Annotated in this window: 17 protein-coding genes; 1 reads left to right on the forward strand and 16 read right to left on the reverse strand. The window is 74.7% G+C overall.

What is annotated here, in order from left to right; translation table 11 throughout:
- Positions 1 to 2: 2 nt before the first annotated feature.
- From AB7F12_RS03160 to uvrC, 6 genes are all read right to left on the reverse strand, one after another.
- On the reverse strand, positions 3 to 1,181 hold the full coding sequence (locus AB7F12_RS03160; protein WP_428496643.1) for a phosphoglycerate kinase: 1,179 nt from the start codon (positions 1,179 to 1,181) through the stop codon (positions 3 to 5).
- The gene (gene gap, locus AB7F12_RS03165; RefSeq protein ID WP_428496644.1) at positions 1,178 to 2,191 is read right to left on the reverse strand and encodes a type I glyceraldehyde-3-phosphate dehydrogenase; all 1,014 of its coding nucleotides are present in this window, start codon (positions 2,189 to 2,191) and stop codon (positions 1,178 to 1,180) included. Before gap ends, AB7F12_RS03160 begins: the two co-directional genes overlap by 4 nt.
- Positions 2,192 to 2,311: 120 nt before the next feature.
- The gene (whiA, locus tag AB7F12_RS03170) at positions 2,312 to 3,295 is read right to left on the reverse strand and encodes a DNA-binding protein WhiA (RefSeq protein WP_428496645.1); all 984 of its coding nucleotides are present in this window, start codon (positions 3,293 to 3,295) and stop codon (positions 2,312 to 2,314) included.
- 51 nt (positions 3,296 to 3,346) lie between these two features.
- Positions 3,347 to 4,366 carry a gluconeogenesis factor YvcK family protein gene (locus AB7F12_RS03175; RefSeq protein WP_428496687.1) on the reverse strand — a complete coding sequence of 340 codons (1,020 nt, stop codon included), beginning with the start codon at positions 4,364 to 4,366 and terminating at the stop codon, positions 3,347 to 3,349.
- 31 nt (positions 4,367 to 4,397) lie between these two features.
- Entirely contained in the window at positions 4,398 to 5,303 is a 906-nt protein-coding gene (gene rapZ / locus AB7F12_RS03180) for an RNase adapter RapZ (protein WP_428496646.1), read from the reverse strand.
- On the reverse strand, positions 5,300 to 7,435 hold the full coding sequence (uvrC, locus tag AB7F12_RS03185) for an excinuclease ABC subunit UvrC (RefSeq protein ID WP_428496647.1): 2,136 nt from the start codon (positions 7,433 to 7,435) through the stop codon (positions 5,300 to 5,302). Before uvrC ends, rapZ begins: the two co-directional genes overlap by 4 nt.
- A gap of 133 nt (positions 7,436 to 7,568) precedes the next feature.
- Here uvrC and AB7F12_RS03190 point away from each other — a divergent pair, with 133 nt between their 5' ends.
- A complete protein-coding gene (locus AB7F12_RS03190) occupies positions 7,569 to 8,291 on the forward strand; it encodes a DUF2786 domain-containing protein (RefSeq protein WP_428496648.1) in 723 nt (240 codons plus the stop codon).
- Between the two features lie 26 nt (positions 8,292 to 8,317).
- Here AB7F12_RS03190 and AB7F12_RS03195 read toward each other — a convergent pair whose 3' ends face one another.
- The 10 genes from AB7F12_RS03195 to def form a co-directional block, all read right to left on the reverse strand.
- Positions 8,318 to 9,028 carry an HAD family hydrolase gene (locus tag AB7F12_RS03195; protein ID WP_428496649.1) on the reverse strand — a complete coding sequence of 237 codons (711 nt, stop codon included), beginning with the start codon at positions 9,026 to 9,028 and terminating at the stop codon, positions 8,318 to 8,320.
- A gap of 144 nt (positions 9,029 to 9,172) precedes the next feature.
- Positions 9,173 to 9,862, reverse strand: coding sequence for a PH domain-containing protein (locus AB7F12_RS03200; RefSeq protein WP_428496650.1), 690 nt, complete (start codon positions 9,860 to 9,862; stop codon positions 9,173 to 9,175).
- Entirely contained in the window at positions 9,859 to 10,341 is a 483-nt protein-coding gene (ribH, locus tag AB7F12_RS03205) for a 6,7-dimethyl-8-ribityllumazine synthase (RefSeq protein ID WP_428496651.1), read from the reverse strand. Before ribH ends, AB7F12_RS03200 begins: the two co-directional genes overlap by 4 nt.
- 172 nt (positions 10,342 to 10,513) lie before the next feature.
- Positions 10,514 to 11,827 carry a bifunctional 3,4-dihydroxy-2-butanone-4-phosphate synthase/GTP cyclohydrolase II gene (locus AB7F12_RS03210; protein WP_428496652.1) on the reverse strand — a complete coding sequence of 438 codons (1,314 nt, stop codon included), beginning with the start codon at positions 11,825 to 11,827 and terminating at the stop codon, positions 10,514 to 10,516.
- Positions 11,824 to 12,453, reverse strand: a complete 630-nt coding sequence (locus AB7F12_RS03215; protein ID WP_428496653.1) for a riboflavin synthase — start codon at positions 12,451 to 12,453, stop codon at positions 11,824 to 11,826. The genes AB7F12_RS03210 and AB7F12_RS03215 overlap by 4 nt, the downstream gene beginning before the upstream one ends.
- A 20-nt stretch (positions 12,454 to 12,473) precedes the next feature.
- Positions 12,474 to 13,646 (reverse strand): bifunctional diaminohydroxyphosphoribosylaminopyrimidine deaminase/5-amino-6-(5-phosphoribosylamino)uracil reductase RibD, encoded by a 1,173-nt coding sequence (gene ribD / locus AB7F12_RS03220; protein ID WP_428496654.1) that lies wholly within the window; start codon positions 13,644 to 13,646, stop codon positions 12,474 to 12,476.
- A 70-nt stretch (positions 13,647 to 13,716) separates the two neighbouring features.
- Entirely contained in the window at positions 13,717 to 14,403 is a 687-nt protein-coding gene (gene rpe, locus AB7F12_RS03225) for a ribulose-phosphate 3-epimerase (RefSeq protein ID WP_428496688.1), read from the reverse strand.
- Between the two features lie 119 nt (positions 14,404 to 14,522).
- Positions 14,523 to 15,974 (reverse strand): RsmB/NOP family class I SAM-dependent RNA methyltransferase, encoded by a 1,452-nt coding sequence (locus AB7F12_RS03230; protein ID WP_428496655.1) that lies wholly within the window; start codon positions 15,972 to 15,974, stop codon positions 14,523 to 14,525.
- Positions 15,971 to 16,903 (reverse strand): methionyl-tRNA formyltransferase, encoded by a 933-nt coding sequence (gene fmt / locus AB7F12_RS03235; protein WP_428496656.1) that lies wholly within the window; start codon positions 16,901 to 16,903, stop codon positions 15,971 to 15,973. Before fmt ends, AB7F12_RS03230 begins: the two co-directional genes overlap by 4 nt.
- The gene (gene def / locus AB7F12_RS03240; RefSeq protein WP_428496657.1) at positions 16,903 to 17,451 is read right to left on the reverse strand and encodes a peptide deformylase; all 549 of its coding nucleotides are present in this window, start codon (positions 17,449 to 17,451) and stop codon (positions 16,903 to 16,905) included. Before def ends, fmt begins: the two co-directional genes overlap by 1 nt.
- Positions 17,452 to 17,503 lie beyond the last annotated feature (52 nt).

The raw sequence follows: 17,503 nt of genomic DNA on the forward strand, positions 1-17,503 counted from the left end.
GATCAGTGATCGAGGACGGAGAGGCCGGGCAGCGCCTTGCCCTCCAGGTACTCCAGCGACGCGCCGCCGCCGGTCGAGATGTGGGAGAAGCCGTCCTCGGGCAGGCCGAGGGCCCGCACGGCCGCGGCCGAGTCCCCACCGCCGACGACGCTGAACGCACCGGTGGCCGTGGCGTCGACGATGGCCTGCGCGACACCCCGGGTGCCGTCGGCGAACGGCGCCATCTCGAACACGCCCATCGGGCCGTTCCAGAAGATCGTCCGCGCCTCGGCGAGGGTCTCGGTGAACAGGCGGACCGTCTCGGGGCCGACGTCGAGGCCCATCCAGCCGTCGGGGATCGCGTCGGCGGCGACGAGGCGGGTCTGTGCGTCGGCGGCGAACGCGTCGGCGACGACGACGTCGGTCGGGAGCAGGATCTTGCCCGACTCGAGGAGCTTGCGGGCGTTGGCGATCTGCTCCGACTCGAGCAGCGAGGTGCCGACGCCGTAGCCCTGCGCGGCGAGGAAGGTGAAGCACATCCCGCCGCCGACGAGCAGGCTGTCGACGCGCGGGAGCAGCGCCTCGATGACGGCCAGCTTGTCGGAGACCTTCGAGCCGCCGAGGACGACCGTGTAGGGGCGGTCGGCCTTCTCGGTCAGGCGCTGCAGCACCTCGACCTCCGACGCGACGAGGCTGCCGGCGTAGGCCGGGAGGTCCTGCGCGACGTCGTAGACCGACGCCTGCTTGCGGTGCACGACCCCGAAGCCGTCGGAGACGAACGCCCCGTCGTCGCCGACCAGCGACACGAGCTCGTCGGCCAGTGCGGCGCGCTCGTCGTCGTCCTTGCTGGTCTCGCGGGGGTCGAACCGGATGTTCTCCAGCATCACGACGTCGCCGGCGGCGAGGTTGGGCAGCTCGGAGCCGCGGACCAGCCGCACCGGTGCTCCCAGCAGCTCGCTCAGGCGGGCCGCGACCGGCTCCAGCGACAGCGCCGGGTCCGGGCCCCCCGCGGGGCGGCCCAGGTGCGCGGCGATGACGACGATCGCGCCCGCCCCGGACAGCTCCGAGATCGTCGGCAGCGAGGCCCGGATGCGGCCGTCGTCGGTGATCGTGTCCCCGTCGAGGGGGACGTTCAGGTCGGACCGCAGCAGGACGGTCCGCCCTTCGACGCCCTCGTCGACCAGGTCGTCGAGCGACCTCACAGCTTGGACGCCACGAGCGCGGTGATGTCGGCGAGCCGGTTGGAGTAGCCCCACTCGTTGTCGTACCAGCCGACGATCTTCACCAGCTTGCCCGTGACCTTGGTCAGCCCGGCGTCGAGGATGCAGGAGTGCGGGTCGGTCACGATGTCCGAGGACACGATCGGGTCCTCGGTGTACTTGAGGACGCCCTTGAGCGGGCCCTCCGCGGCGGCCTTCATCGCGGCGTTGACCTCCTCGGCGGAGACCTCGCGGGCGACGTCGACGGTGAGGTCGGTGGCCGAGCCCGTGGGGATCGGTACCCGCAGCGCGTAGCCGTCGAGCTTGCCCTTGAGCTGGGGCATCACCAGCGAGATGGCCTTGGCCGCACCGGTGGAGGTCGGCACGATGTTCAGCGCGGCGGCGCGGGCCCGGCGCAGGTCCTTGTGCGGGCCGTCCTGCAGGTTCTGGTCCTGGGTGTAGGCGTGGATCGTGGTCATCAGGCCACGCTCGATGCCGGCCAGGTCGTCGAGGACCTTCGCCATCGGCGCCAGGCAGTTCGTGGTGCAGGAGGCGTTGGAGATGATCGTCTGCGAGCCGTCGTAGTCGCCGTCGTTGACGCCCTTGACGATCGTGATGTCCTCACCGGTGGCCGGCGCGGAGATGACGACCTTCTTGGCGCCGCCGTCGAGGTGCTTCGACGCGGCCTCGCGCGTGGTGAACAGGCCCGTGGACTCGACGACCACGTCGACGCCCAGGTCCTTCCACGGCAGGGCGGCGGGGTCGCGCTCGGCGAAGGCCTTGACGGCCTTGCCACCGACGACGATGTCCTCGTCGGTCGAGGACACGTCGTACGGGAGCCGGCCCAGGATCGAGTCGTACTTCAGCAGGTGCGCCAGTGTCGCGTTGTCGGTGATGTCGTTCACCGCGACGATCTCGATGTCCGTGGTGCCGGCGGCGCGCTGGGCGTCCACCGCCCGCCAGAAGTTGCGGCCGATGCGGCCGAAGCCGTTCACGCCGACGCGAACCGTCACGAGTACCTCCCGGGAGTGGAAAACAGGCGAACCTGCCCGCCAGACTAGCGTCCGCGCTCGGGCCGCCTCACACCCCTGTCGGAATCGATTCATGTCCCCCGACCTGCGAGGCGAGCGCGGTCACGCGTCCTCGAGCATCTCCGGTGTGACCGCCGACTCGGTGTCGGGGATGCCGAGATCGGCCGCGCGCTTGTCGGCCATGTGCAGCAGCCGCCGGATCCGGCCCGCCACCGCGTCCTTGGTCATCGGCGGCTCGGCCAGCTGACCGAGCTCCTCCAGCGACGCCTGCGTGTGCTCCGCGCGCAGCCGGCCCGCGGCCAGCAGGTGCTGCGGCACGTCGTCGCCCAGGATCTCCAGCGCCCGCGACACCCGCGCCGCGGCCGCCACGGCCGCCCGCGCCGACCGGCGCAGGTTGGCGTCGTCGAAGTTCGCGAGCCGGTTGGCCGTCGCCCGGACCTCGCGGCGCATCCGCCGCTCCTCCCAGGCCAGCACCGACGAGTGGGCACCCATCCGGGTCAGCAGCGCGCTGATCGCGTCGCCGTCGCGGACGACGACCCGGTCGGCCCCCCGCACCTCGCGGGCCTTCGCCGTCACCCCGAGCCGGCGCGCCGCACCGACCAGCGCCAGCGCCGCCTCCGGGCCCGGGCACGTCACCTCGAGCGCCGACGAGCGGCCCGGCTCGGTGAGCGAGCCGTGGGCGAGGAACGCCCCCCGCCACGCCGCCTCCGCGTCGGACACGTCGCCCGACACGACCGGCGGCGGCAGCCCACGGACCGGGCGGCCCCGCGCGTCGAGCAACCCCGTCTGGCGGGCCAGCCCCTCACCGTCACGGACGACCCGGATCACGTACCGCGCGCTGCGGCGCAACCCCCCGGCCGTGATCACGTGCGCCTCGCACTGGTGCCCGTACAGGTCGTGGATCTCACGGCGCAGCCGACGCGCCACCGAGCCCGTGTCGACCTCGGCCTCGATCACCACCCGGCCACCGACGATGTGCAACCCGCCCGCGAACCGCAGCAGCGACGCCACCTCGGCCCGCCGGCACGACGGCTTGGTCACCGTCAGCCTGCTCAGCTCGTCCTTCACCGCGGCCGTCATCGCCATCGGTGACACCTCCTGACCTCACGTCCTGCCGGGCTGCACGGGGTGCGCACCTCAGGTCCTCCTCTCACCGGCTCCCGCCGTGGCACCGCGAGCCGGTCTGACCAGGACCGGACGCAGGGCCGCGGCGAGTGCTGCCGGGTCGTGCCTCGGCGCCGCGGGATCGTCCGCGGCCACCGGAGCCAGGTGCACCGTCCCGTCCGGGACGAGCATGGAGCGAGCGGCGCGGCGGAGCCGGTCGGGGACCGGGACCGCCGCCTCGTCGGCGAGCACCGCGTCCACCCGCAGCGCGGGAGCGTGTTGCGAGAGTACGTCGAGGTGCTGTTCCGGGGAGAACCCGGCGGTCTCCCCCGGCTGCGGCGCGAGGTTGAGCACGACGACGCGGCGCGCGGTCGTCGACGTCAGCGCCTCCCCGAGTCCGGGCACGAGCAGGTGCGGCAGCACGCTGGTGAACCAGGACCCGGGACCCAGCAGGACGAGGTCGGCGTCGCGCACGGCGGCGACCGCGTCCGGGCAGGGCGTCGGCCGCCCCGGCCGCAGCCACACCCGGCGCACCCGGCCCGGGGTGGACGCCACGGCCACCTGCCCACGGATGAGCCGCACCGCACCCTGGTCCTCGTCGAGGCCCGTGACCTGGGCCTCGATCGTCAGCGGATCGCAGCTCATCGGCAGCACGCGCCCCTGCGCGCCGAGCAGGCGGCCCATCTCGTCGAGCGCGGCGACGGCGTCGCCGAGGACGTCCATGAGGCCGGCGAGCATCAGGTTGCCGACGGCGTGCCCGGCCAGCGCACCGGTGCCCCCGAAGCGGTGCTGCACCACCCGGACCCACAGGTCGTCGGCGTCGCCGTCCACGGGTGCCGCGGGCTCGGCGAGCGGTGCCGCCAGCGCGCACAGGGCCATCCGCAGATCACCCGGCGGCAGCGACCCCAGCTCGCGGCGCAGCCGGCCCGACGAGCCGCCGTCGTCGGCGACCGTGACCACCGCCGTGATCTCGTCGACGACGTCGCCCAGCAGGCGCAACGCCGTCAGGGTCGCGTGCAGGCCGTGCCCGCCCCCCAGCGCCACGGCCCGCAGGCCGCGTCCCCCCTCGTCGCTCATCGACCGCTCATTCGCGCCCCAGGTCCCGGTGTGACACGCCCACCACGACGTGCTCCGACCCCGACAGCCGCCGCGCCAGCTCCTCGCTGATCGCGACGCTGCGGTGCTTGCCACCGGTGCAGCCCACCGACAGCGTCAGGTACCGCTTGCCCTCGCGCCGGTAGCCCGCCCCGATCAGGGCGAGCAGCTCCAGGTAGCGCTCGATGAACTCCTCGGCGCCCTCCTGGCTCAGCACGTAGTCGCGCACGGCCTCGTCGCGGCCGGTGAACTCCCGCAGCTCCGGGATCCAGTGCGGGTTGGGCAGGAACCGGACGTCGACGACCAGGTCGGAGTCCATCGGCAGGCCGTACTTGTAGCCGAACGACAGCACCGTCACCCGCGTCGCCGGGGACAGCTCGTCGCCGAACGTCCGCTCCAGCGTGGCGCGCAGCCGCGGCACCGACATCGTCGTCGTGTCCACGACGAGGTCGGCGTCCTCGCGCAACGGACGCAGCAGCTCCCGCTCGGCGGCGATGCCGTCGGAGAGCCTGCCGTCGCCCTGCAGCGGGTGGCTGCGCCGGACCTGCTCGAAACGGCGCACGAGCACCGCGTCGGTGGCCTCCAGGAACAGCACCCGCGGCCGGTAGCCGCGCGCGTCGAGATCCTTGATCACGGCACCCAGGTCGTGGCTGAACGCCCGGCTGCGCACGTCCATGACCACGGCGATCCGGGTGATCTCGCCCCGGGAACGGGCGCCGAGGTCGACCATCGTCGCGATCAGCTCGGGCGGGAGGTTGTCGACGACGAACCAGCCCAGGTCCTCCAGCACCTTCGCCGCGGTGCTGCGTCCCGCCCCGGACAGGCCGCTGACCAGGGCGACCTCGATCCCGGTCGCGCCGGTGCCGCCCTGCGGGGCCCCCTCCGGCGCGCTCACGAGGACTCCCCCCGCACGGCGGTCGTCGCGGTGCCGCTGGGCTCGTCGCCGTGCAGGGCCGCGACGACCGCCTCGGCCGTGCGCCTGCCGAAGCCGGGGACCGCGGCGATCTCCTCGACGCCCGCGGCCCTGAGCTTGCGGACCGAACCGAACTGCTTGAGCAACGCCTGGCGCCGCGAGGGACCGAGTCCCGGGACGGCGTCGAGCTCGGAGACCACCATGCCCTTGGAACGACGCTGACGGTGGTAGGTGATGGCGAAGCGGTGGGCCTCGTCGCGCAGGCGCTGCAACAGGTACAGCCCCTCCGACGTCCGCGACATGATCACCGGGTCGGGATCGGCGGGCAGCCAGACCTCCTCCAGGCGCTTGGCCAGCCCGCACACCGCGACGTCGTCGATGCCCAGATCGGCCAGCACGTCGGCCGCCGCCTCCACCTGGGGCGGCCCGCCGTCGACGACGAGCAGGTTCGGCGCGTACGCGAACTTCCGCGGCCGTCCGGTGGTCGGGTCGATGCCCGTCCGGACGGTCGCGGCCGAGGAGCTCGCCGTGTCCGTGATGCCGGGGGGTTCGGCGCCGGATGCCGCCGCGTTACGTGTCCGTGACCCCTCGTCGCCGACCGGAGCCGGGGCTGTCGCCGAGCTGTCGTCCGGACCGTTCGTCGCATTCGCGTCGTCGGTGCCGGGGTCGGCGCCGGGGTCGTCGCCCGCCGTCTCCTGCAGGTAGCGGCGGAACCGCCGCCGCACGACCTCCGCGATCGCCGCGACGTCGCCGCCCTCGGCGCCGCCCTTGACCTCGAACCGGCGGTAGTCCGACTTGCGCGCGAGCCCGTCCTCGAACACCACCAGCGAGGCCACGACGTCGGTGCCCTGGACGTGGCTGACGTCGATGCACTCCATCCGGAGCGGGGCCGAGCCGAGCTCCAGGGCGTCCTGGATCTCCTGCAGCGCCGCCGACCGCGCCGTCAGGTCGCCCGCCCGCTTCAGCTTGTGCCGCGCGAACGCCTCCGAGGCGTTGCGCGCCACCGTCTCCGCCAGTGCCCGCTTGTCGCCGCGCTGGGCCACCCGCAGCTGCACCCGCGACCCCCGCAGCCCCGAGAGCCACTCCACCAGCGCGTCGGCGTCCGGGGGCAGCTCCGGCACCAGGATCTCGCGCGGTACCGGCTGGTGGGCGTCGTCGGCCGCCCCGGCCAGCGCGGCCTGCTCGCCGTAGAACTGGCTGACGAACCGGCCCACGAGCTCCCGCGTGTCGGTCTGCTCGACCTTGTCGATCACCCAGCCCCGCTGACCGCGGACCCGCCCGCCGCGGACGTGGAAGATCTGCACCGCGGCCTCGAGGTCGTCCTCGGCGAACGCGACGACGTCGGCGTCCGTGCCGTCGCCCAGCACCACGGCCTGCTTCTCCATCGCCCGCCGCAGGGCGCCGATGTCGTCGCGCAGCCGCGCCGCCCGCTCGAACTCCAGTTCCTCGGCCGCCTGCTCCATGCGGCGCTCCAGCTCGCGCACCAGCCGGTCGGTGCGGCCCGCGAGGAAGTCGCAGAAGTCCTCGACGATCCGGCGGTGCTCGGCGGCGTCCACGGTGCCGACGCACGGCGCGCTGCACTTGTCGATGTAGCCGAGCAGACAGGGCCGCCCCATCTGGCCGTGCCTGCGGAACACACCCGCGCTGCAGGTGCGGGCCGGGAACACCCGCAGCAGCAGGTCGAGGGTCTCGCGGATCGCCCACGCGTGGGCGTAGGGCCCGAAGTAGCGCACACCCTTGCGGCGCGGCCCCCGGTAGACGTGCAGCCGCGGGTACTCCTCGTTCAACGTCACCGCGAGCACCGGGTAGGTCTTGTCGTCGCGGTAGCGGACGTTGAACCGCGGGTCGAACTCCTTGATCCAGTTGTACTCGAGCTGCAGCGCCTCGACCTCGGTGCCCACGACGGTCCACTCGACGGCCGTCGCCGTCGTGACCATCTGCCGCGTCCGCGGGTGCAGGTTGGAGAGATCGGCGAAGTAGGAGTTGAGCCGGCTGCGCAGGCTCTTGGCCTTGCCGACGTAGATCACCCGGCCGCGCGGGTCGGAGAAGCGGTAGACGCCCGGCTCGTCCGGGATCGAACCCGGGGCGGGGCGGTACGTGGCGGGGTCCGGCATGACCACCCCAGCGTAGAACCGTCGTCACCCGTCGGCTCGGCACCGGGGTCCGCGGTTCTGTCGGCCCGGGGTGGTAGGACTCGCCTCGTTCGAACAGAGGTTCGGGCGATCGTGTGGCGGACGGGGGCCGGACGTGACCGTGGAACCAGGCGGCGAGGGCACCGGCAGGCGGGGGCCCGATCCCGTCGCGCGGGTGCGCAAGCTGCTGGCCAAGGCCGAGCGGGCCGGCACCGAGGCCGAGGCCCGCACCTACAACGCGAAGGCGGCCGAGCTGACCGCCCGGCACGGGATCGACGCCGCGCTGCTCGCCGCCGCCTTCCCGGGCTCCGACCCGGTGGGCGGCACCCGGGTGGCGCTGTCCGATCCCTACAGCGCGGCCAAGGCCCGCCTGCTGGGCTGGACGGCGGCGGCGCTGCGCTGCCGGTGGGTGCTGCACCGGGCCGCCCGCGGCCGCGTCGCGGCCGTCACCGTGTTCGGGCACGCCTCCGACCGGGAACGGGTGGCGCTGCTGTTCGAGTCGCTGCTCCTGCAGGCCACCCGTGAGCTGGTGCGGTGCCGCCCGCCGGACGCGCGGGAGTCCGTCGCGGCCTACCGGCGGTCGTGGCTGCTCGGGTACGCCGCGCGGGTGCACGAGCGCCTCACCGCGGCCGAACGCGCAGCCGCAGCCACCCCCGGCGGCGGGACCGCGGTCGTGCTGGCCGACCGGTCCGCGGCCGTCGAGGAGGCGTTCACCGCCGCCTACCCGCACCTGGCCACCGCCCGGCGGGCCGGCCACTCCGGCAGCGGGTTCCGCGCGGGGGCCCACGCCGGCGCAGCGGCCGACCTCGGCGGCCCCCGGCTGGCGGGGGCCTCGTGAGCGCGGCCGCGGCGGCGGGCCCCGGATCAGGCGGGAAGCGCGAGCAGCCGGTCCACACACTGGTCGAGCCGTTCGGCACGCACGTGCGGCTGCTCCATCATCGCCGGCGGCGGGCCCTCACCACGCGCGACGAGACCGGTCAGCAGACCCGCCCGGGCCGCGCCGTGCACGTCCCACGCGTGCGCGCTGACCAGCGCGGTGCGTGCCGGCTGCGCGTGCGCCACCCGGCAGCCGTGGTGGTAGGCCCCCGCACCCGGCCGCAACCGGGCCAGGTCGTCCACGGTGATCGTGCCCCGCAGGTAGGTCCGCAGGCCGGAGCGGTCCAGTGCGTCGGCCAGCACCCGTTGGTTGCCGTAGCCGAACGCGTACACCGCCACCCGCGCCCGGGCCAGTGCCATCAGCGCGAGCTCGGCGTCGGGCTGGGGCGGCAGCGAGGCGAAGCCGCTCATCACGTGGTCGAGCGCCTCCTCCGACAGCTTGTGGCCGGTCGTCGCCCGCAGGGCCTCGCGCACGTAGGAGCCGAACGCGCCGTCGGCGCCCGCCATGCTGAAGGCGATCCCGTCGCGCATGGCGCGGGCCAGGAAGACGTCACACTCCAGCTCGTGGCGCCCGACGTCGACGAAGCGTGCCCGCAGCACGTCGACCCGCAACGTCGTGTCGTAGATGTCGAGCAGGACGGCACGGGGCCGCTGGGCGGGCGCGCGGCCCACCGCGGCCGGGGACGGTCCTGCGGACATCGAACCACCCGCCTCTCAGCCGGCCGGCCGCGCTGCCGGCGCACCACCACCCTACCGGCCCGGTCACCGACGGTCACCGGTACGACGCGGTGGGTCGGTGACCGGAGCGCGGGGTTCGCCGGGGCCGCGGGAAGGGTGGTCGCCTCAGTCGCGGGTGTCGGTGGGGCCGGCCGCCTCGTCGCGGGCGGTCGGGTCGTGGTGCGCGGCGGTCTGCTTCCCTGCGTCGTTCGACGCTGCGTCGTTCGACGCCGGGTCGTTCGGCGCCGCGTCGTCGGGGACGGCGGGCTCCTGCGCCGCGGCCTGCTCGGCGGCCTCCCGCCGGGCCGCGGCGAGGCGCGCGTGGGCGGCCGTGCGCAGGGCGCGCAGCTCGCGGATGCCGTCGACGGCGTACATGCGGTCGACGGCCTGCACCGCCAGGACCGGGAGGTACTCGTCGTCGGGGAGGTCGAGCCGTGCCCAGCTCGCGCCGTCGGGGAACGCGATGCCCACGATCTCGCCCCACGCGAAACGTCGCGTCTGCAGGATGTTGCGGACCTCGATGCCGTCGGCGTCGGCGCGGACCCGCGGCCGGGCCAGCAGCAGCAGACCGGCGGCGATCAACAGCCCGAGCAACACCATCGACACCTGGTCGGCGAAGCGGAAGTACACGCCGGTGTCGGTGTTGCGCAGCACGATCGCGATCGCCACGAACAGCGCCACCACCACGACCGAGCCGATCCACGACAGCCGCACCACGCGCCGCGGCCGCAACGTGACCGCCGGGGTGGTCGGCCCCGCCGAACCGGTGTCGTCCGCGGCCCGCTCCTGCGGGGTGCTCAGCGGCCGGGCGCTCACCGCGACGCCGCCAGTCCCCGCAGCACGAGCGCGGTGTGCAGGGCCGCGACCGTCGCCTCGGCGCCCTTGTCCTCGGCCGAGCCGGGCGCACCGGAGCGGTCGACGGCCTGCTCGACGGTGTTGCACGTCAGCACGCCGTTGCCCACGGCGACACCCTCGTCGAGCGACACGCGGGTGAGTCCGGCGGTGACGGCGTCGCAGACGTACTCGAAGTGCGGGGTACCGCCGCGGATCACCACCCCGAGCGCCACGACGGCGTCGTGGGTGCGGGCCAGCGCCTGGCACACCACGGGGAGCTCGATCGTGCCGCTGACCCGCACGACCGTCGGGACCGCGCCGGCCTTCTCCGCGGTCGCGACGGCGCGCTCCAGGAGCAGGTCGGTGATCTCCGCGTGCCAGCTCGCGGCGGCGATGCCGACGCGCAGTCCGTCCGCTCCTTCGAGGTCACCGAGATCGACGGGCCGTCCCTCACCACTCATGGGTCCCATCCTGCCCCGCCACCGTCGCACCCGGCCACGCGCCCCGGGACACCGTCGCGCCGGCAGCGCACCCCGGGACACCGTCGCGCCGGCCGCGGCCCCGGGACGACGACGGCCGCGCACCCCGTCGTGGGATGCGCGGCCGGGTCGTGGTCGATCGGGCCCGCGGAGATCAGAAGCCGGAGCCGCCCGCGGCGCCCTCGGCGGCCTCACCGAGACCCGGGAGCTCGTGGCCCATCCGGTCACGCTTGGTCCGCAGGTACCGGAGGTTCTCCGGGGTGGGGCGCACCGGCATGGGGACGCGGCCGTTGATGGCGAGGCCGTAGCCCTCCAGCCCGGCGCGCTTCTCCGGGTTGTTGGTGAGCAGCCGCATGCTGCGCACCCCGAGGTCGGCGAGGATCTGGGCGCCGATGCCGTAGTCGCGGGCGTCGGCGGGAAGACCCATGGCCAGGTTGGCGTCGACGGTGTCGGCGCCGGCCTCCTGCAGCTGGTAGGCCTGCAGCTTGTGCAGCAGGCCGATCCCGCGGCCCTCGTGCCCCCGCATGTAGAGCACGATGCCGCGGCCCTCGGCGGCGACGGCCTCGAGGGCCGCGTCGAGCTGGGGGCCGCAGTCGCAGCGCAACGAGCCCAGCACGTCGCCGGTGAGGCACTCGGAGTGGACGCGCACGAGGACGTCCTCGCCGTCGCCCTCCGGGGTGGCCACGTCGCCGACGACCATCGCGATGTGCTCGATGCCGTCGAGCAGCGAGTCGTAGCCGTAGGCGACGAACTCGCCGTGCGCGGTGGGGATGCGGGCCTGCGCGACGCGCACGACGTGCTTCTCGAAACGCCGCCGGTAGGCGATCAGGTCGGCGATCGTGATGAGCGTGAGCTCGTGGTCCTCGGCGAAGACGCGCAGCTCGTCGCCGCGGGCCATGTCGGTGTCGTCCTTCTGCGAGACGATCTCGCAGAGCGCGCCGGCGGGCGCGAGCCCGGCCATGCGGGCCAGGTCGACCGCGGCCTCGGTGTGCCCGGGCCGGCGCAGCACGCCGCCCTCGCGGGCCCGCAGCGGCAGCACGTGCCCGGGGCGGACGAGGTCGCCGGGGGTGGCCTCGGGATCGGCCAGGAGCCGGATCGTGTGGGCCCGGTCGGCGGCGGAGATGCCCGTCGACACGCCGTCCTTGGCGTCGACGGTCACCGTGAACGCGGTGCGGAAGTTGTCGCTGTTCGTGTGGTGCATCGGGGGCAGGTCGAGCCGGTCGCAGTCGGCGTCGGTGAGCGCCACACACACGTAGCCGGAGGTGTAGCGCACCGTGAACGACACCAGCTCGGGCGTCGCCTTCTCGGCGGCGAAGATGAGGTCGCCCTCGTTCTCCCGGTCCTCGTCGTCGATCACGACGACGGGCTTGCCCTCGGCCAGGTCGGCCACCGCCCGCTCGATCAGCTCGAACGCGCGACGCCGGTCGGCCGCCGTCGTGCCGGCGCTGCTGCTCGCCACGTCGCTCACTGGTTCCCTGCCTCCTCGCCGGCGCCGTGCCGGTATGCGACCGTCAGCCGCTCCACGTATTTGGCAACGACATCGACCTCGATGTTGACGGTATCCCCCGGAACGCGGATCCCGAGTGTGGTGTCCGCCAAAGTCGTCGGGATCAACGCCACGGTGAAGGTGTCGCCGTCGGTGGCGGCCACGGTCAGTGACACCCCGTCGACACAGATCGAGCCCTTCTCCACGACGTAGCGCGACAGCTCCGGCGGCAGGCCGAACCGCACCTCGTCGCTGCGCTCACCGGGAGTGCGCCCGAGCAGCGTCGCGACCCCGTCGACATGGCCCTGCACGATGTGCCCGCCGAGCCGCCCGCCCGCGGGCAGCGCCCGTTCGAGGTTGACCTTGGAACCCGCGGCGGCCCCGCCCAGGGAGGTCCGCTTGAGCGTCTCGGGGACGAGCTCGAGACGGAAGCGGTCGTCCGCGGCCTCGTCGTCGACGACGGTGAGACAGCAGCCGTTGACGGCGATCGAGTCGCCGTGCGCGGCGTCGGACGACACCCGCGGGCCACGGACGGTGAGCACGACGACGTCCGCGTCGTGCCGTACGTCGACGATCTCGCCGACCTCTTCGACGATCCCGGTGAACATCTCCGGACGTCCTTCCTCGTTCAGGGCCCGCCGCCGTCCGGGGTGTTCCCGGACGGGCCTGCGGGCCGCGGGGCCGGCACCGTGACGACGACCCGCCGGTCCGCCGACCCGCCCGCCGCTGTGGCCGCGGGGCCGGTCGCGGCGGCGGGTGCGGCGCCGATCAGTGCGTCGATCAGGATGTCGCCCCCCACCATTTCCACATGTGCCACCTGCAACCGCAGGATGTCGGCGATCGTTCCCACGCCTGCGTCGCCCAGCGCGGCGGTTCCTGCGCCGAGCAGCGCGGGGGCGATGTGGGCCAGCACCCGGTCGACGCGGCCGGCCGCGAGGAACGCCCCCGCGAGCCGGGGACCGCCCTCGAGCAGGACGTCGACGACGCCGCGGGCGTGCAGCGCGGCGAGGACCTCGTCGGGGTCGTGGGTGCGGACGTGCAGGACGTCGGGGGCGTCGAGGTGCGAGCCGGGGGTGAGCTCGCGCAGCCCGGCGACGACCCGCAGCGGCTGGCGCGGCAGCGGGGCGCCGCCGGCGTCACGGGCGGTGAGTGCGGGGTCGTCGGCGAGCGCGGTGCCGGTGCCGACGACGACGGCGTCGCTGGTGGCGCGCAGTGCGTGGACGCGGGCGCGGGCGGCGGGCCCGGTGATCCAGCGGCTGGTGCCGTCGGCGGCCGCGCTGCGCCCGTCGAGGGTCGCGGCGAACTTCCAGGTGACGTGCGGGCGGCCGGTGCGCTGGGCGTGCAGCCACGCCCGCAGCGGGCCGGCGGCGACGTCGGCGGCCAGCGTCCCGACGGTGACGGTGAGCCCGGCGGCGCGCAGGACCTCGGCGCCGCCGGCGGCGACGGGGTTGGGGTCGGTGATCGCGGCGTGCACGGCGACGACGCCCGCCGCGCGCAGGGCGTCGGTGCAGGGCGGGGTGCGGCCGTGGTGGGCGCAGGGCTCCAGGGTGACGGCGGCGGTGCCGCCACGAGCCCGTTCCCCCGCCTGCGCGAGGGCGGCGACCTCGGCGTGCGGGCCGCCGGGCGGCGCGGTGGCGCCGACGCCGGCGACGTTGCCGTCGGCGTCGAGGACGACGCACCCGACGGGCGGGTTGGGGCTGGTCGTGCCGTGCACGCGCGCCGACGCGGCGAGCGCCAGGCGCATCGCGTCGTCGGGGGCGAGCGGCCGGGCCGGCGGGCCGGGGTGCCCCGGGCCGGTCACGGGGCCGTCCGGCCACACCGGTGCCGGGCGGGTCCGGGGATCCGGACCGCGCACGCCACCGGTGGACGGGTCATGCCGTGGCCCACCGCTGGGGGTCGGCCTTGACGACCTTGCTGCGCAGCGCCTGGACGGCCTTCATCGGGTCGTCGGCGCCGTAGACGGCCGAGCCCGCGACGAAGCAGTCGACACCCGCCTCGGCGGCCTGTTCGACGGTGTCGGCGTTGATGCCGCCGTCGATCTCCACGAGCACGGTGAGGTGCCCGGTGTCGACGAGGCGCCGCGCGGTGCGGACCTTGTCGAGCACCTCGGGGATGAACGACTGGCCGCCGAACCCGGGCTCGACACTCATGATCAGCAGCGTGTCGTAGTGCTTGAGGGTGTCGACGTAGTCCTCGAGCGGGGTGCCCGGCTTGAGCGACAGGCCCGCCTTGGCCCCGGCGGCCCGCAGGTTCTTCGCCAGCCCCACCGGGTCGTGGGCGGCCTCGACGTGGACGGTGACGTTGTAGGCACCGGCCTCGGCGTAGGCGGGGGCCCAGCGGTCGGGGTCCTCGATCATGAGGTGGCAGTCCAGCGGGACGTCCGTCGCCTTGAGCAGCGACTGGACGATCGGCAGGCCCAGGGTGAGGTTCGGCACGAAGTGCGCGTCCATGACGTCGATGTGGAGCCAGTCGGCTCCCTCACCGGGTGCGCCGGTGACCACGTCGGCTTCGTCGGCGAGACGGGCGAAGTCGGCGGAGAGCATGCTGGGGGCGATCAGGGGGTGCACACCTCAGAGGCTACTGGTGAGCCGGTCCGGGGCACACAACTGTGGGCGATGTCCCGCAACGGTTTCGTGGACCGGCGGAACCTCACCTGCACGGTCACCGTACAGGGGGATCAGCGCACCCGCCGCAGCAGTGTAATGAACATCGCGTCCGTGCCGTGGCGGTGCGGCCACAGCTGCACGGCGGGTCCGTCGCCGAGGTCGGGGACACCCGGGAACGCCTCCCGCGCGTCGAGCCGCTCCACGTCGTCGCGGCGGCGCAGCACGGCCGTCACCACCCCCACCGTCTCCGACAGGTGCGGTGAGCACGTCACGTAGCCGACGACCCCGCCCGGGCGCACGTGGCGCAACGCGGCGGTGAGCAGCTCGCGCTGCAGCCGTGCGAGCCCGGCGACGTCCTCGGGGCTGCGCCGCCAGCGCGCCTCCGGCCGCCTGCGCAGTGCCCCCAGTCCTGTGCAAGGTGCGTCGAGGAGCACCCGGTCGTACACGCCGTCGGGCAGCGGCGCCGCCCGGCCGTCGGCGGTGTGCACGGTGACGGGCAGCCCGTCGACGGCACGGCGGACCAGGTCGGCGCGGTGCTCGGACTGCTCGACCGCGTCGAGGGTCCCGCCGTCGATCCCGACGAGCCCGCCGAGCAGCGTGGCCTTCCCGCCGGGCCCGGCACACAGGTCGAGCCAGCGGCCGGTGTCGTCACCGGTGAGCTCCGCACGGGTGAGCGCGAGGGCGACGAGCTGGCTGCCCTCGTCCTGGACGATGGCGAGCCCCTCGGCGACGGCGTCGATCTCCCCGATGTCGCCGGATCCGGGTTCGAGGTGCACCCCGTACGGCGAGTACGGCGCCTCGCTGCCGCCGGTGACGAGCGCGAGCTCCTCCGCGGTGATCTCCCCGGGCCGGGCCAGCAGGTGCACCACGGGCCGCGCGTCGTCGGCGGCCAGGGCCGTGTCGAGCTCGGCGGTGCCCCCCAGCGCGTCCGCGAAGGCCTGGGCGATCCAGCGCGGGTGGGCGTGCACGAACGCGCTGTGCCCCAGGAGGTCGTCGTCGGCGGACGGGGCGAGGCGCTCGGTCCAGGCCGCCTCGTCGTGGGCGCTGACACCCCGCAGGATCGCGTTGACGAACCCGGCCGACCGGGAGCCGGCGCGGTCGCGCACGAGGTCGACGATGGTGTCGACCGCGGCGTGCGGGGGGATGCGGGTGCGCAGCAGCTGGTAGGCGCCGATGCGCAGCGCGTCGACCAGCGGCGGCTCGATGCGGTGCAGCGGCCGGTCCGCGCAGGCGGCGACGACGGCGTCGAGCAGCCCCAGGGCGCGCAGCGTGCCGTAGCCCAGCTCCGTGGCCAGCGCGGCGTCACGGTCACGGAGCCGGAACCGGCGCAGGATCGCGGGCATCGCGAGGTTGGCGTAGGCGTCGCGCTCGCGGACGGCCGTGAGCAGCTCGTGCGCGGCCGCGCGGGCCGGGTCGACGCTGATCGGCCGCGGCGGGCCGCTGCGGCCGCGGGGCGGTCCGGCGTTGCGGCGCGGGCCGTCGCCACGCCGGCGGTCTCCGGTCGACCGCCGCGGCTCGTTCACTGGACGCCCTCTCCCTCGATGATGCGGACACCGCGCGCCCAGTCGGGCGCGGGCATCGCCTTCTTGCCGACCGGGCGGACCTCGCCCAGCTCCACCGGCACGGTCGCGGTACCGACCAGCACCCGCTTCTTCTCGACGTGCAGCGCTCCCGGGGCGAGCGTGAACTCGCCGGTGCGGACGGGCCGGACCGGTCCCAGGCCCAGGCGCTGCTCACGGAACGTCGTCCAGGCGCCGGGTTCGGGTGTGACCGAACGCACGAGCCGGTCGGTCGTCACCGCGGACACCGACCAGTCGACGCGGGCGTCGGCCACGGTCACCTTGGGCGCCGACGAGACCCCGTCGCCGGGCTGGGGCACCGCGGTGAGCGTGCCGTCGGCGATCCCGTCGAGGGTGGCGACGAGCAGCGCGGCCCCGCTCACGGCGAGCCGGTCCAGCAGGGCGCCGGAGGTGTCGGTCTCCCCCACCGCCTCGGTGACCACTCCGTAGGTGGGGCCGGTGTCGAGGCCCTCCTCCAGACGGAACGTGGTGGCGCCGGTGACGTCGTCGCCGTGCCGGATCGCGGCCTGCACCGGGGCCGCGCCCCGCCACGCCGGCAGCAGCGAGAAGTGCAGGTTGACCCACCCGTGGGCGGGGATGTCGAGGGCCGCGCGCGGCACGAGCGCACCGTAGGCGACGACGGGAGCGCAGTCGGGGGCGAGCCCGGCGAGCGCCGCGAGGAACTCGGGCTCGGACGGCTTGCGCGGGGTGAGGACGGGGATACCGGCCTCGTCGGCCAGGGCGCCGACCGGGGAGCGCTGCAGCGTCCGCCCGCGGCCCGCGGGCGCGTCGGGGCGGGTGAGGACGGCGACGACGTCGTGCCGGGGCGAGTCGAGCAGTGCGCGCAGCGACGGCACCGCCGGCTCCGGGGTGCCCGCGAACAGCAGCCGCACTAGCGCGTCCGGCCGAACATCGGGTGCGGGCTGACCTTCACGACCGGCTCGTGCTCGCCGAACCACTCCGCGGCCCGGATCTCGGCCATCGCCAACCTGCGGGTCTCGGCGTCGAGCCGGTCGACGAACAGCACGCCGTCGAGGTGGTCGGTCTCGTGCTGGATGCAGCGCGCCAGCAGCTGCGAACCCTCGACGGTGACGGGCTCGCCGTGCATGTCCCAGCCGCGGGCGACAACATGCAGGTGGCGGCGGCAGTCCCAGCTCAGGCCCGGGATCGACAGGCAGCCCTCGGGCCCGGTCTGCTCCTCGTCGCCGACCACGTCGAACGTCGGGTTGACCAGGTGCCCGGAGAACTCGTCGCAGTCGTAGGTGAACACCCGCAGACCGACGCCGATCTGCGGCGCGGCCAGGCCGGCGCCGCCCTCGTCGTGCATGGTGTCGGTGAGGTCGGCGACGAGCTTGCGCAGCTCCGCGTCGAAGGTCGTGACCTCGACGGCGGGAGTGCGCAGCACCGGGTCGCCGAAGAGCCTGACGGGCTGGACGGTCACGGAGCTCCCTGGACGGTGGAACGGACCGGTCGATTCTGCCACGCAAGCGGCA

This window comes from Pseudonocardia sp., assembly GCF_050250275.1.
Lineage (GTDB): Bacteria > Actinomycetota > Actinomycetes > Mycobacteriales > Pseudonocardiaceae > Pseudonocardia.

Coding starts and splice junctions, on each gene's coding strand:
- AB7F12_RS03215 (WP_428496653.1), bottom strand. CDS start 12,453: ATGTTCACCGGGATCGTCGAAGAGGTCGGCGAGATCGTCGACGTACGG.
- AB7F12_RS03195 (WP_428496649.1), bottom strand. CDS start 9,028: ATGTCCGCAGGACCGTCCCCGGCCGCGGTGGGCCGCGCGCCCGCCCAG.
- whiA (WP_428496645.1), bottom strand. CDS start 3,295: ATGGCGATGACGGCCGCGGTGAAGGACGAGCTGAGCAGGCTGACGGTG.
- uvrC (WP_428496647.1), bottom strand. CDS start 7,435: ATGCCGGACCCCGCCACGTACCGCCCCGCCCCGGGTTCGATCCCGGAC.
- ribH (WP_428496651.1), bottom strand. CDS start 10,341: ATGAGTGGTGAGGGACGGCCCGTCGATCTCGGTGACCTCGAAGGAGCG.